The organism is Ktedonobacter racemifer DSM 44963, from assembly GCF_000178855.1.
GTDB lineage: Bacteria > Chloroflexota > Ktedonobacteria > Ktedonobacterales > Ktedonobacteraceae > Ktedonobacter > Ktedonobacter racemifer.
This window is the reverse complement of sequence record NZ_ADVG01000003.1, coordinates 766,292-780,214: the sequence shown is the minus strand read 5'-3', so window position 1 is coordinate 780,214 and position 13,923 is coordinate 766,292. Positions and strand designations below refer to the sequence as shown.

General features: G+C 55.9%; 12 protein-coding genes and 3 pseudogenes. 9 read left to right on the top strand and 6 right to left on the bottom strand.

The window, feature by feature from the left end; all coding sequences use genetic code 11:
• Positions 1-15 precede the first annotated feature (15 nt).
• Positions 16-1,230 (top strand): IS110 family RNA-guided transposase, encoded by a 1,215-nt coding sequence (locus KRAC_RS32420; protein WP_007914655.1) that lies wholly within the window; start codon positions 16-18, stop codon positions 1,228-1,230.
• 200 nt (positions 1,231-1,430) lie between these two features.
• On the opposite strand, the gene KRAC_RS32415 is transcribed toward KRAC_RS32420, so the two are convergent.
• Positions 1,431-1,961 (bottom strand): hypothetical protein, encoded by a 531-nt coding sequence (locus KRAC_RS32415; RefSeq protein WP_007914654.1) that lies wholly within the window; start codon positions 1,959-1,961, stop codon positions 1,431-1,433.
• 273 nt (positions 1,962-2,234) lie between these two features.
• Here KRAC_RS32415 and KRAC_RS32410 point away from each other — a divergent pair, with 273 nt between their 5' ends.
• On the top strand, positions 2,235-2,765 hold the full coding sequence (locus KRAC_RS32410; protein ID WP_157507386.1) for a GNAT family N-acetyltransferase: 531 nt from the start codon (positions 2,235-2,237) through the stop codon (positions 2,763-2,765).
• A gap of 29 nt (positions 2,766-2,794) precedes the next feature.
• On the opposite strand, the gene KRAC_RS32405 is transcribed toward KRAC_RS32410, so the two are convergent.
• A complete protein-coding gene (locus KRAC_RS32405; protein WP_007914650.1) occupies positions 2,795-3,772 on the bottom strand; it encodes a homoserine kinase in 978 nt (325 codons plus the stop codon).
• 168 nt (positions 3,773-3,940) lie between these two features.
• On the opposite strand from KRAC_RS32405, the gene KRAC_RS32400 reads away from it, so the two are divergent.
• Together KRAC_RS32400 and KRAC_RS32395 are read left to right on the top strand one after the other, a co-directional pair.
• On the top strand, positions 3,941-4,696 hold the full coding sequence (locus tag KRAC_RS32400) for a phytanoyl-CoA dioxygenase family protein (protein WP_007914648.1): 756 nt from the start codon (positions 3,941-3,943) through the stop codon (positions 4,694-4,696).
• Positions 4,697-4,808: 112 nt separating this feature from the next.
• Complete coding sequence (locus KRAC_RS32395) at positions 4,809-5,660, top strand: AraC family transcriptional regulator (protein WP_007914646.1); 852 nt, start codon at positions 4,809-4,811, stop codon at positions 5,658-5,660.
• A gap of 104 nt (positions 5,661-5,764) precedes the next feature.
• Here KRAC_RS32395 and KRAC_RS78530 read toward each other — a convergent pair whose 3' ends face one another.
• The 4 genes and pseudogenes from KRAC_RS78530 to KRAC_RS32385 all read right to left on the bottom strand — a co-directional run bounded on the left by KRAC_RS78530 (position 5,765) and on the right by KRAC_RS32385 (position 7,822).
• A complete protein-coding gene (locus tag KRAC_RS78530) occupies positions 5,765-5,899 on the bottom strand; it encodes a hypothetical protein (RefSeq protein ID WP_274532122.1) in 135 nt (44 codons plus the stop codon).
• 24 nt (positions 5,900-5,923) lie between these two features.
• Positions 5,924-6,052 (bottom strand): annotated as a pseudogene (locus KRAC_RS76480) (RNA-guided endonuclease TnpB family protein); the annotation flags it as partial.
• Positions 6,053-6,158: 106 nt separating this feature from the next.
• A pseudogene (locus KRAC_RS62930) lies at positions 6,159-7,184 on the bottom strand (RNA-guided endonuclease InsQ/TnpB family protein); the annotation flags it as partial.
• Positions 7,185-7,219: 35 nt separating this feature from the next.
• Positions 7,220-7,822: an IS607 family transposase gene (locus KRAC_RS32385; protein ID WP_007914639.1), complete on the bottom strand. Its 603-nt coding sequence runs from the start codon at positions 7,820-7,822 to the stop codon at positions 7,220-7,222.
• A 152-nt stretch (positions 7,823-7,974) separates the two neighbouring features.
• On the opposite strand from KRAC_RS32385, the gene KRAC_RS32380 reads away from it, so the two are divergent.
• From KRAC_RS32380 to KRAC_RS32365, 5 genes and pseudogenes are all read left to right on the top strand, one after another.
• Positions 7,975-9,828, top strand: a complete 1,854-nt coding sequence (locus tag KRAC_RS32380; protein WP_007914638.1) for a beta-N-acetylhexosaminidase — start codon at positions 7,975-7,977, stop codon at positions 9,826-9,828.
• A gap of 176 nt (positions 9,829-10,004) precedes the next feature.
• Positions 10,005-11,522 (top strand): carboxylesterase/lipase family protein, encoded by a 1,518-nt coding sequence (locus tag KRAC_RS32375; RefSeq protein WP_007914624.1) that lies wholly within the window; start codon positions 10,005-10,007, stop codon positions 11,520-11,522.
• 172 nt (positions 11,523-11,694) lie between these two features.
• Positions 11,695-11,829: pseudogene (locus KRAC_RS79845) on the top strand (RNA-guided endonuclease InsQ/TnpB family protein); the annotation flags it as partial.
• Positions 11,830-11,870: 41 nt separating this feature from the next.
• Positions 11,871-12,710: a sugar phosphate isomerase/epimerase family protein gene (locus KRAC_RS32370; protein WP_007914614.1), complete on the top strand. Its 840-nt coding sequence runs from the start codon at positions 11,871-11,873 to the stop codon at positions 12,708-12,710.
• Positions 12,711-12,825: 115 nt separating this feature from the next.
• Complete coding sequence (locus tag KRAC_RS32365; RefSeq protein ID WP_007914612.1) at positions 12,826-13,899, top strand: serine hydrolase domain-containing protein; 1,074 nt, start codon at positions 12,826-12,828, stop codon at positions 13,897-13,899.
• Positions 13,900-13,923 lie beyond the last annotated feature (24 nt).

Here is a 13,923-nt window from a genome sequence, read left to right as displayed (position 1 = left end):
CAGGAGGACCTGCTTATGTGGTTTGCAGGAATCGATTGGGCAGACACCCATCACGACATTCTCGTCCTCGATGAACGAGGGCAAAAACTCGCCTCGTTTCGGGTCATGCACACCTCGAAAGGCCTCGACGAGCTGGCCAGCCGTCTGACAGCCATTTGTGGTCCAGAGCACAAGGCAGAACTGGCCTGCATTGTCGAGACCACTCGTGGCTTGTTGATTACCCACTTGTTGGAAGCAGGTTTTGCTGTCTATCCGGTCAATCCCAAGACGGTGGATCGTAAACGTTCGGCATCGGGAGCCAAAACGGACCAGGTCGATGCGTATCTGCTGGCTAAACACGGGCGGTCGGAAATTGCTGATCTGCGGCGACTGGAACCCGATAGCCCGCTGATTGCCGAACTGAAAGCCCTGACACGCGATCAAGATGGCTTGATCCAGATGCAAACCCGCCTGGTCAATCAACTGACCGCCTGTCTCAAAGCGTACTATCCAGTTGCGCTTACTCTGTTTACCAAGGTGCAGCAACCTTCGACCTTGCACTTCTTGCTCGCCTATCCGACCCCGCAGGAGGCGATGAACGCTTCGTGTGAAGAGATTGCTGAGCTGTTGAAAAGCACTGGGTATCCAACGCCAAAGAAGACTGCGGCCTCGATTGTGCACCAGGTGCATCAGCCCCAGTTGACTGCCGATGAAGTGACGTGCAGGACCAAATCGCGTTTGTTGATTGCTCTGATCCGTCAATTGCAGCCCGTGATGGAAGAGATTGCCGCCTATGATCAGGAGATTGAGCGCCTTTTTTTGATGCATGCTGACAGTCATCTCTTTCGCACGCTGCCTCGTGCAGGCAAGCGGATTGCCCCACGACTGTTGGCTGAAATTGGGGATGACCGCTCGCGCTATCAGGATACTGCCAGTTTGCAAGCCTTGGCTGGCACCTCGCCAGTGCCTTATGAAAGTGGCAACTATGCCAAACCGCATCGGCGCTATGCCTGCATCAAACCGTTGCGCAACGTGCTGCAGCAGTTTGCCTGGCAAAGCATCCAGACCGAAGCATGGGCCAGCGAGTACTATGAGCGCAAACGTCGGGAAGGCAAAAGCCACACCGTCGCTGTCCGTGCGCTGGCTAATGTCTGGGTACGCATTCTCTTTGCGCTGTGGCTTAAAGGAGAACACTACCAGTCTGCGATCTTTGAACAAGCCAGACACCTGCATGCGCCTCGTGCAGCGTGAGTGCTCAACCAACCACAGATGAGCGAAGCGCTCCTTCTCCCAGGCAAAACAGGCGCCTGTTTTTTGCCTTTCAACTCGGCATGCCTTTTTTTGACCACGCAAGCTCAGGTGTGTCAAGGAAAGCGCAGCGGCTTGACACGCCTGAGCGGCGTGGTACACTCCTTCATGCCGTGTTGAAAGCATCGTTTTTCCTCCTGTTCTCAATTTTTGCCTTGTTTCAAATTGACCGTTTTTTGACTTGACATAGAGAGTCTTCCTTCTTCAATATGCTCACAATGGCAGAGAGGTTTCTGTAGCGAAAATTGGAGGGAATTGCTTTCGACTGGCAAGCGTTGGGGCGTTTTTTCTGTCTTAGGTACGAGTGTGCTCTCCTGGCTCTGCCAGGTGCGTATGGCAGAAACTTGATATATGCCCTGGCATGCCAGGCAATGTTGTATAACAGGCCAGGTCGCGCTGTACCCTTCACTTGGTTCAAATGGGTCTGGTATCAGGCGCTCGTGAATATCTACCTCGCGCTGATCAAGTGTCGATAAGGGCCAGCTATCGAAGAGGCTTATGCGTGTGTAGAGTCCACAATAAGGGCACTGGTACCAGGACCAGTGCTCATTAGCATAGCTCCATATCTTCCGACCACTCGTTTGCTCACTGCCATGACCTATGAGAACGAGTGGGGTGCCGCAATCAGCGCACTTCTCTGTGCTTGCCCTGGCGTGCTTTTCTCCTCGCTTCACTTATTCCTCTTCCTTTTTAGGGTAGTGGTTAAGAGGCCATGCACCAAAGTGCACCACCCCGAATGAAAACACTTCAGCAAGATTTTCAGAAGAACCTAATGTGTAAGTTGTTCTGTCGTCTGCGGCAGCAAGTGGGAAAAAATTGGGGACACTCCAAACCCCGCCAGGGGCAGAGCACCTGGACCTCGTTCTCGCTCACTTGCACATCACATTAGTTATGCTGGGTGACAAATTCCCTATATATATCTATACTCTAAAAAGAGAATAATGTATATGCTGCAGAAAGAGAAAACAATGGAGACACTCTCGATACGCCCCGCGGCGGAAGCGGATATTCCCCAGCTTTGCTCCCTATACTGGGATTTTCACCTCTACCATGTCCTGGGCCTTCCCGATCAATTGCGTATGCCCGAGGATGCAGACGTACAGGAACAGCAAACGTGCGAGCTAGAGAAAGGCTTGTACAGTATCATCCAGCGTGAGGATGCCGCCATCTTTGTGATTGAGCACGAAGGCGCCATCACTGGATTTGTGGAGGTCTATCTGCGCGAGGACGAGGCTCACCCGCTCAGAGTGGCTCATCGCTATGGCTACGTGCAGAGCCTCTTTGTGGCCGAAGCGCACCGAAAATTGGGGTATGGCAGGGAGCTGATGCAGGTCGCACACGATTGGGCCAGAGCGCGGGACGCGACCGAAATCCAGCTTGAGTCCTGGGAATTCGCCGCTGGCCCTTTGCACTTCTACGAAAAACTTGGCTACCGCACGGTGAAGCGTGAGATGGCTTTCCGATTCGATAGGGGCTAGCTATGGCTTCGTCATTGGCATATCCACGTTCAGTCGGCAAAGATTTGGGCATAAAACTGGTCTCTTCCCAAACGGTCAAGATAGGCGATTTTGCGTTGCTCGTAAAAGTCTTCACCCTCCCAGCGCTCGAAATACCAGATACAGTCGAAGAGGATACTCAATTTATACACATCAAAGAGGTGCCACTTTTCGTCCATGCTCAAAGCTCGATGCCTGGTGTATTCCTGTAAGATGGTCCTTGTCTCGCTAAAATCAAATACATTCTCTTCCTCCTGAAAACGAGGCCAGGTGTTCCAGTCGAAAGAAGCCTGGAAAGGATTGATCAAAGCCGCGAGATCATAGAGAAGAAAGGTGTAGTTGGCATCATCAAAGTCAATTAAAGCGCTAAACTTCCCGTCTGTGAAGAGCAGGTTGGAGAAATGAAAATCACAGTGACAGACTCCCCTGGGGAGGGATGGCGGTAGATGGAGCCCTGCGAGCGTGTGCTCAAGCCACGCCAGCTTTTCTCTGGCTTGGGCAGTGTTGATCCTTTGAGTGGCCTCTTGAGCTAGTTCCCAGCAAGACTCTACATTATAGTTCAACCTATATGGTGTATGCAGTGGTTTATAGCCCCTGGTAATAGAGTTCAGCTCGGCAACCTTCTGGACAAGCTGCCTCTTCTGTGCCTCGTTGGGATGATCTAGATGCTGACCTGTGGCAAATTCAAAGATGGCATACGGTTTTTCGTTATAGATGCCAGCATGTTCCCCGTTTCTATCTTGTAATACAGCCGGGCAGGGATAATTGCAGCGTGTCAGGTAGCGGATGAGCTCGCTTTCAAACAAGACGGACTCCAGGGAGCGATTCTGATAGTAGCGGAAAACAAATCTACCCTGGGTCGTCTGAAGAAAGTAATTCGTCTGTACCGTTCCCGTGGTAACTGGCTCAAACGCGAGAAGCTCTCCCAATGTGTAACGGGAGAGAATATCCTTCAAAGTGTGTTCTGAGAAATGTGTTTTTGCAGCCATACAGGCTATTGTAGCCAACACTAACCTGGGTTGCAATACTTTATATATCTATGTCTGTTTTACAAACAAAGTTGTCCCTGCGCTTGATTGTTCTCAGCCATGCTGGCGGTTAGACTATGGCTATAGTTTGATCGTTGTAATGAGTGCCATGCGGCAAGGAGGATTGGCATGCTTACACAGGAACAACTGGCGTTCTACCATGAAAACGGCTATATTTTGGTAAAGGGATTGCTCTCCAGAGAGGAAGCGGCGGCGTATCGCCAGGAGTGTCATGAACTGGCGGATCGGCTGGCAGCCCAGCGCAATATCGATGCGACCTGGGGCAGTGCACGCGACGCGATCATGGCGACCGATACAAAAATCCTGCATTGTCATGATGTGCAGTTTTACGCGGCCTCATTCAGTCGCTTGCTCGTCGATGAACGGATTACGGGCGTTGCGGCTGATGTTATTGGCAGCCCGAATGTGCAGTTGCACCATACCAAGATGTTTATCAAGCCGCCCGAGAAGGGATCGCCCTTCCCGTTGCACCAGGATCATCCCTTCTTCCCGCATGCCAACCATAGCATGATCGCGGCGATTGTGCATTTCGATGACGCGCCGCTGGAGAAGGGCTGTGTCCGCGTGGTGCCGGGCAGCCATAAACTGGGTCCGGTTCCACACCGTCCAGAGGGGAACTGGCACCTCTCGTTTGATGAGTATCCCCTTGAGGCGTCGCAGCCCTGTCCCGCCGAGGCTGGCGATGTGCTCTTCTTTAGCTACCTGACCATTCATGGCTCGGGCGTGAATGTAAGCAGCGAGGCGCGCACAACCGTCCTGATTCAGATGCGCGATCCCGCCGATCCGCCTACCATCGATACGCATAAGTCACGTGGGCAGGGCATGATCCTGCGGGGTATTGATCCGCTGACTATACAGCAATAGTTTCTTTGAACAGAGGAGGTTCGCCCTGGATAGTCTCGCGCCGCGCCAACGCTTTACCGATCTCAGCCATCTCACGCTCTCGTTATGCCTGGGTAGCTTCCAGAGTGAGATTGTGGGTTGGGGCTTTATCGGGCCGCGCTGGTGGCGGAATTACCTGCATACTCATTCCTTCTTTGAGGTATGCTATGCCTTCCAGGGCCAGGGCCTCTTCCGCTTCGCCGGGGTGGACTATGCTGTCCAGGCTGGTGATGTCTTTATCGCGAAACCCGGTGTGCGGCATGAGATTATCTCATCCGAGGAAGACCCGCTGGGTATCTATTTCTGGTCGTATACGCTCTATGAGCGAGCTGATGCACACAATGCGCCTGCTTCGGGCGTGGACGCGCTCCTCCGGGCCTACCTTGCCTCGCCATCAGTGGTTAGCGCGCGTACCACGGCGATGCTGCGCACGCTCGAACTCTTGACTGAGGAGGGCACGCGTCGTGAGCCGGGCTATCTCCAGGTTGTTGAAGGCCTGGTCATCAAGCTACTGTTGGATACTGCGCGCTCCGTCGTGGATACGAGTGACTTGTGTGAGCCGCTTCCCACTCCGGTTCGCACTCCAGAGGAGGCCGTGACGCAGACAATCAAGCGTTACCTGCATGATAACTATGCCCGCCCGATTACCATGCGCGACCTGGCGGCCCAGGTGCATCTCAGCGAACGCCACGCTGCGCGCCTCTTTCGCAAGGTCACAGGCGACTCGATTATGGACTATCTCACCAGGTTGCGGCTGGAGATGGCGGCGCAGCTTCTCCTGGACCGGCAGGCTCGCATGCCGATCAAAGAGATCGCTCAGGCCTGCGGCTACCCCGACGTCCGCTACTTTACCACGCTCTTCCGCCAGCGCACTGGCCTGACACCAGCCCTCTTTCGCCAACAGGGTGGCACACGTTTCTTCGCTTCTTCCCCCTCGTTGTCTTGAAACGAACCGTTCTCCGACACTTGGACAAATATGGACAAGCCACATTCACCCGGATCGGTTCCTGCTTCACCGAGGGCAGTTTCACTGAACCATCTCACGACGGATCAGCCAGAGCTGCCCTCTCCGACAGGCGTTTCACCCTTCCCGAGGAACTCCCGGTAGGGACCTGGCTGGCCGCTCAGATACAAGATCGCCAGCGCTGCCAGGTTCAGCGCGGCATTGAGGTCACGATCGATCACCAGCCCACAGGCCGGATGCTCGCAGACATAGATGCGCTCTGAAAGGTCTATCTCTTCTTTGATATGGTTGCAGCCAGAGCACAGTTTGGTGGAAGCAAACCAGCGATCTGCCCACAGCAGGTTTTCTCCTTGCCAGAACGTTTTGTAGCCCATTTGCCGCTTGAACTCGCCTAATCCGACATCGCTGATTGCCAGAGCCAGCTTGTGGTTCTGTGCGCATCCCTGCCACATTGAGATCTTCAAGCACGACCACGGCAGGACGCCTCTGGGCATCCAAGATACGAGCCTGGCGCAGCAGTTCTTTCACCTGCTTGGCCTTGACCTTGTTCGCAGTGTTTTTCGGCAGGGGCTCTGGGGGCGGCTCCTTCTTCGATCGCTTGCCACGCTTTGGCTTCACCTTGGCTTTCGGCTCTGGCAACGTAGCAGCAATCTCAGCTTTGCGGATTTCACGTTCTTCTGGAGGAAGTTGGGCGCGGGTGAGCTGGCTCGTGCCTTTGTGGAGGGCATCCTCGCGCACATAAGCAACGCGGGCATACTTGCGCGCTACTTTTTGACGGGCTTTGGCGCGGTTCTTGCTCCCTTTCTGTTTCCGGGAGAGCCAGCGATGCAGCCGCTTGATCCGCTTGAGTTCGGATGTGAGGGCTTTGGGGTTGGCAATGGCACGCCCATCGGAGCATTGAGCCAGGGTTTTGATTCCGGTATCCACGCCGATCGGCGGACCAGCTGCCTGTGGGGGATCGGGCACCTGCTCACTCACCTGCACCGAGACAAACCAGCGCCCTGCCTTTTCACTGACTGTGGCCGAGAGCACAGCGACGCCGCCGGTAGGCAAATAGCCACACTCGTGCAGGCGCAGCCGTCCGAAGCGCGGCAGTTCAATGGCTTGCTCGTAAATATGAATGCTGCCTGTCAGCCGGAAACTGCCCACTCCTTTCCGTTTGGTCTTCGGCTTGGGGAACCCCGGCTTGCCCCTCCACTTGCCTTCTTTCTTGAGGCCACAGCGGCGGAAAAAGTTCCTGTAGGCTTGATCCAGATCGCGTAACGCCTCCTGCGGCGCGGCTTTTGACACCTCGTACATCCAGGGAATCTCGGTTTGCTTGAGCGCGTTGAGTTCCCGGTGCAGTTCCATCGCACTGATCCAGCGTTTCTCCTGTTGATAGACCTCTTGCTTGCGTCTGAGCCCCCAATTCCAGGACCAGCGCGCTGCGCCTGCATGCTGTTTGCAGAGGGTGATTTGTTGGTGATTGAGATCTAATTGCGTGCGATAGCCGCGTGTAATCAGCATCGATCCGGTCCCGCCTGCCTCTTAAGAACGCCTCATCAAACGCACTCCTCGGTCCGCTCCTCTTTCATGAGAGATTCCACGCACTGCTTGATTCGTTCGGCTCTGTGCCGAGAGCCGCGCCTGCCGTACATCCGGGCCGCCATACTGGTAATGAGGCTGACAACGTCATCAACGAGATCGTCCTGCGTCTCATGGGGAAAGATGGCTTCGATGCGGCGTCCCTGGGCTTGGAGCAGCGTTGTGAGATACCTCCACCCAAAACGGGTGCCACGATCGCGGTGTTCGACAAGAAGGGTGCCAATACTTGGGTCGGCCAGCAGCTTGAGGAATTTCGGGCGGTTGTCGTTGAGGCCCGATGCAATTTCGACGACGTCTTTGGCCACTGGGTAGCCACGGGCCGCCGCGTAGTCGCGCAGGCGTTGCACCTGGTGCTCGAGATCGCTTTTTCGATCAGCAGAGGACACTCGCGCATACAAGGCGATGCGCCCCGTCTCTGGCTTCTCCGCCACCGGATCGCGCACGATCACCGTCCCTGTGGGCGTTTGGTAGGCATCGAGGGTCCCGGCTTTATACCACCGCCAGGCGGTTTTATAGGTGACTCCAGCTTTTTTGGCATACTGACTTAGCTTCATGCCCATAGATTACCATGAAATATCCATATTAGTCAATGTACTCTAAAATATTTTTAACCCTTCCAATTGACAAAGTCAGCGGTGGGTGTTTTTAATTGATAGATATACACGTAGATATACACGCATGATTATTTGCATGGAAGGGAAATCCGCTCTCTATGAACAACCTCAAAGACCTTAATTTCCTGCCCGCGCCGCGCTCAGTGCGCCGAGACGAGGATCTTTGCATCCTCCCGGCCCGCACCTCTATTGTTTTGCACGCCAGCGAGGCCGGGGTTATCTTCCCCATCGCGCAACGCTTGCAGCACGCCCTGTCCGACCAGGCGGCTGTAACGGCTGAGATCCGTGCCTCTGGAGCAGGCCTGGCGAGTGATGAATTTGGCATACAGCTCGTCCTTGATCCACAGCAGGAGGGCCACGAGCAGGGCTACCAGCTCCAGGTGACATCTAAGGCCATCACGCTTACGGCGCGGACGCCTGTAGGCCTCTTCTACGCTGTCTGTACGCTGATCCAATTGCTCCAGCAGCGCGGGCGTGCTCTGCCCTGCCTGGCGATCCTCGATTGGCCCGATGTGGCTGCACGTGGCGTGATGCTTGATATCAGCCGCGATAAAGTGCCGACCATGGAGACGTTGTTCCAGCTCATCGATCTCCTGGCCTCGTGGAAGATCAATCAGTTTCAACTCTATACTGAGCATACCTTCGCCTATCGAGCGCACCAGGAGGTATGGGGCAAGTCCTCGCCTATGACAGGTGAAGAGATTCTGGAGCTGGATGCCTATTGCCGCGAGCGCTTTGTAGAGCTGGTGCCCAACCAGAACACCTTTGGGCATATGCATCGCTGGCTGATTCATCCAACCTATGCGCCCCTGGCCGAGACAAGTGGGAACTTCCCGGTTCCCTGGGGAACCATGGAGGGACCCTTCAGCCTTGCCCCTGTTCAGCCCGGTAGCCTGGCCCTGGTGGAGGATCTCCTCAAGGAACTGCTCCCGCACTTTTCGAGCCGCATGGTCAACATCGGTTGCGATGAGACCTTTGATGTAGGACAAGGCCAGAGCCAGGAGGCCTGCCAGGAGCGCGGCCTGGGACAGGTCTACCTGGAGTATGTGCTCAAGGTGCGCGATATTGCGCAACGCCAGGGACGGATCACTCAGTTCTGGAGCGATATTCTAAATGATTATCCTGAGCTCTTTAAAGAGTTGCCGCGTGATATGATCGCTCTCGAATGGGGCTATGAGGATAGTCATCCCTTCGCCGAGCGCAGCGAGCGCCTGGCGGCGGCTGGAATGTCCTTCTATGTCTGCCCAGGCACCTCCTCCTGGAACACGCTGGCGGGGCGCGTCGATAACGCCCTGGCGAACCTGCGTAACGCGGCGGAGGCGGCCCAAACCTATGGTGCCATCGGCTACCTAAACACCGATTGGGGCGATAACGGACACTGGCAGCCCTTGCCCATAAGCTATCCCGGCTACGCGGCGGGCGCAGCCTACTCCTGGTGCCTGGCGAGCAACAGTGAGAGCGATATCCCAGCCCTGACGGGCCGCTATGCCTTTCAAGATGAGCAGGGAGAGATGGGCCAGCTTGTAGCGCGCCTGGGCAATCTCTACCAGCTCTTTGAGCGAATCTCGAATAGCACCCCCCATTTCTGGGCTATGCGCCGCTCGCTCGCGGAGCTGAAAGACAATCCCCTCTTCCCTATCCAGACCTTTATCCAGGCCGACGAGCAACTTCTGGAGATTGAGCGTGAGCTTGTGAGCATCCGTCTGCAAAGCTCTGACGCCGCGCTGATTGTGCAGGAGTACGAACTGGTGTGCCGCTTGATGCACCATGCCAGCCTGCGTGTACAGCTAGCGCATGATCCCACGAACGCCGACCTGTTAGAGAGCGCGCGCAAGGATGTCCAGAGCCTTCTCGGCGACTTCCGCCAGGTCTGGCTGGCCCGTAACCGCGAAGGTGGCCTGGCCGACAGCATCGCGCCCCTGGAGAAGATGCTCACCGAAGAGTATCGCTAAGAGGAGAATTGTCGACAAATTGTAGGGTCCAGACTTGCCTGGACTCCGAGCGAAGCGAACTTCCTCCGCGCTCGGGTATCGGCCTGCGGGCTGGGCGAGTCCATGCTGGCATGGACCCTACGACACCATGTGCCGACCGTTACATTGGGGTAAGACCATAGAAAGGACTATGAATCATGATGATGGACCCGATTGTTGCAACTGCCTCGGGCCAGGTCCGAGGCGCCACGAGGAATTCCATCTATGTCTTCAAAGGTATTCCTTATGGAGCCTCGACCGCCGGGCGTGGACGCTTTCTCCCTCCACAGAAGCCCGAACCCTGGAGCGGTGTGCGCGATGCCTTGCGCTATGGCGCTAGCAGCCCCCAGCCAGAGGGCGGCCTGGGAGTGATGCTCTCATTGAGTGGCGGCGCGGAGCCAGAGCCTCTAAGCGAGGACTGCCTCTATTTGAACGTGTGGACCCCCGCGCTCAATGATGGTGGCAAACGACCAGTAATGTTCTGGTGCCATGGTGGTGGCTTTACCATGGGCTCGGGCTCGGCAGGATTCTACGAAGGGACCAGCCTGGCACGCCGGGGCAATGCCGTGATCGTGACGGTCAACCATCGCCTTGGCCCGCTGGGTTACTGCTACCTGGGCGAGCTGGCGGGTGAGGAGTATGCAGCCTCCGGCAATGTCGGTATGCTCGACCTCGTGGCGGCCCTGGAGTGGGTGCGCGACAATATCGCGGCCTTCGGTGGCGATCCTGGCAATGTGACGATCTTTGGTGAATCGGGCGGCGGAGCCAAGGTCAGCATCCTCATGGCCATGCCTGCCGTGCAAGGCCTCTTCCATCGCGCCATCATCCAGAGTGGTCCCGCCCTGCGTGTGAGTCCACGTGCGAAGGCGACTCATCGCGCCGAGAAGCTCCTGCGTGAGCTTGAGATCGCTCCCGGCGATGTTGAGCGCCTGCGCGATATCCCCATTGAGCGGCTCTTTGAGGCCAACGCCAGGATTAACCCGAACGCGCTGGCAGGCTGGGGACCAGTCATGGATGGCAGGGTCATTCCACAGCAGCCCTTTGATCCCGTCGCCCCCGCCATCTCCGCCAATTTGCCGCTGCTGATAGGCACGAACAAGGACGAGATCACCCTCTTTACGCTGGCCGATACCGAGCTGGCGACGCTCGACGAGGCGGGCCTAAGCGCTCGCGTGAGCCAATTCGCGGGGGCCAAAACGGATGAACTGATCGCGGCCTACCGAGGTGCGCAACCCCAGGGCAGTCCCGCAGACCTCTACACGGCCATCGGCAGCGACCGCATGATGCGCATCAACTCGATCACCCTGGCCGAGCGCAAATACGCCCAGGGCGCGGCCCCAGTCTATATGTACCTCTTCACCTGGGAGACGTCGATCCTGAATGGGCGCCTGAAGTCGACGCACGCCCTGGAGATTCCCTTCGTTTTCGATAACCTCGCCTATGCCGTAGGCTTTACCGGTGGTGGCGGCCCCGAACGCCAGGGTATTGCCGACGCTATGAGCGAGGCCTGGCTCGCCTTCGCTCGCACAGGCGCCCCCGACCCCAACTGGCCCGCCTATAATCCCAAGGAGCGCGCGACCATGATCTTCGACCGCGAGAGTCGCGTCGAGCACGATCCCGCCGGACTCCAGCGCCAGGCCTGGGGCGACATGCTGATCAACGGCTTCAGCGAGTAGCCACCCTCCAGTAGCCGCGTACGCCAGTAGCAGGCCTGCTACTGGCGTACGCGGCTACTGTCCAGATCCGTTTCCTTGACGAGCTATCCCCAGGGATTATACACTGAAACTGTTCAGGTAATGATGTACCTCTGTATGCTCTATACATGGAAGGATCATCATGAGACACCATTCAAGGTCTCTTGCCCGGCGGGGGCCACACACCTGGGCACAGCCTGGGTGCGGTGTGCTGTAGGCGACCCAAAACAGTGTAAATGTCATGAAGGCATCCTGTGAGGGGCAAGTACAGCAATTGAACCTATTTGAGAGGGTGGAAACACTTTTGAGTAGGTTTAGAATGGCAGAAAAATGCAAGTACTCTGTTCAACTGGTGCCTTCACCCGCAGTTCTGACCCTCACTGCCACGAGGTCATCTTGAAGTATAGCCAGGAGTTTGTGGCGGATGGCCTGGAAATTATTTTTTATCCTCGCTGGTATCAAGAGCCGGAGCCTATCGTTCGTGCCTTGCGCTCCTGCAAACTGCCTTTCCCGGTAATGCATGTGGAGAAAAGCATCGGCGAATGCTTCGGTAGCAGCGATGCAAGCGAGCGAGAGCAGGGGATCCTGCGCTTTGAGCAGAATTGCATCTTCGCCCAACAGCTAGGGACAGAGATCGCAGTACTGCATCTGTGGGGGATGCCATCGTCTGACTTCCATTTGGAGTATAACTTGCAACCCTTAGCGCGATGCCTGGATCTCGCCGAGCAGTATGGGCTCACGCTGGCTATCGAGACAATTCCCTGTAATCGTGCTGATCCCCTCTCCAACGTCAAGCAAGCCTTTGAGCATGACCATCGTGCGCGCGTGGCCCTGGATACAGAGTTCCTGGCGTGGCATGACCAGCTTGAAGCTGTCTTCGCAGCCGCCTGGCTCTGGCAGGCAAAGCTAGTACGCCATGTGCATCTAAAAGACCACCATGGCCTGCTCGCCTCAAGCGAGGGGCGCTACTACCTGCATCCGGGCGAGGGGCATATCGATTTTCATCGCTTTGTGCGGCAACTGAAAGCAGCAGGATTTGAGGGAGCTCTGAGCCTGGAGGCGCGAGCTGTCGACTCCGAGGGTGAGATCAATGTCGCACGCATCCAGACAAGCCTGCAATTCATCAGGGACTTGATTGCCGAACGTCAAGATAATCAAAGTGAACAATGAATGGAAAGTCGAGGATGTACCAAAACATTGTAAGGCGATGTAAAACCGTGGTTTTGGCTCCCAAAAGGATATAATGGAGTAACAGCAATGATCTCATTTGGACCTGGAGGGACCCTTGACACTGAATCCGCTCTTTAACTGGCCCACACGTGAATGGGCAACCGCTCTGCCTGAAACGCTAGGGGTGAATGGCGATATATTATGCCAGCTAGATGCTGAGGCGCAGAACATAGAGAAGCTACTCAGCATCCTGGTTATACGCTCTGGTGCTATCGTCTTTGAGGGGTACTATCATGGAGGGCAGCGGGACCTCTATCATAACGTGAATTCAGTCACCAAGTCTGTGCTTGCTACGCTCATTGGTATCGCCCTGGAAAAGGGGTATTTTCACAGCCTGGATCAGTCCTTGCTCAGCTTCTTTCCCGAATACACTCCCGCCAATCTCGATGAGCGCAAGCAGCGTGTCACGCTACGTCATCTGCTGACCATGACCAGCGGACTCCAGGCGCCCAGTGATGACACAATTGATCACTTTCTGGAAGATAGCGCGACGATCCAGAGACTCTTAGATTTGCCCATGCGTGATGAGCCGGGAGAGGTCTACTACTATAACAGTGTTGACCCGCACTTGCTCACTATTTTGCTTACACGTGTCACAGGCATGACAACGGCGCAATTTGCGCGCACTTACCTCTTCGATACGCTAGGTATCTGGTGCGATAGTCAAGGTAATCCCGATCCCTGGCTTCAGCAACCCTCCCTGGCAGGACCCATGCATCCCTTTGGTTTATCAGACGGGCATCTCCCCTGGGCGGTAGATGTGCAGGGCTATTATATTGGAGCCTTTGGCTTGCGCCTGACCACGCGTGAAATGGCGAAGCTTGGCTATCTCTATCTCATGCGTGGCCGCTGGGGTGAACAACAGGTGCTCTCCAGCGCCTTCATTGAAGAGGCTACCAGCGAGCACACCAGGACTCCTCGCAACGATGGTTATGGCTATTATTGGTATCGATCAGGCTTCGCTGGCTACTCTGCTGAATGCGCTATTGGCTTTGGCGGCCAGATCATCGCTGTGCTACCCCAGCTCGACCTCGTTGTCGCTACCACATGTGAACCTGTACCTGGTTCGCCTACCAGGCGCCTCCTAGAAGACTTTATCGTGCCAGCTTGTAAGCCTGAATCAGTATAAGAGTGTGGAAACTACCAGACCCAG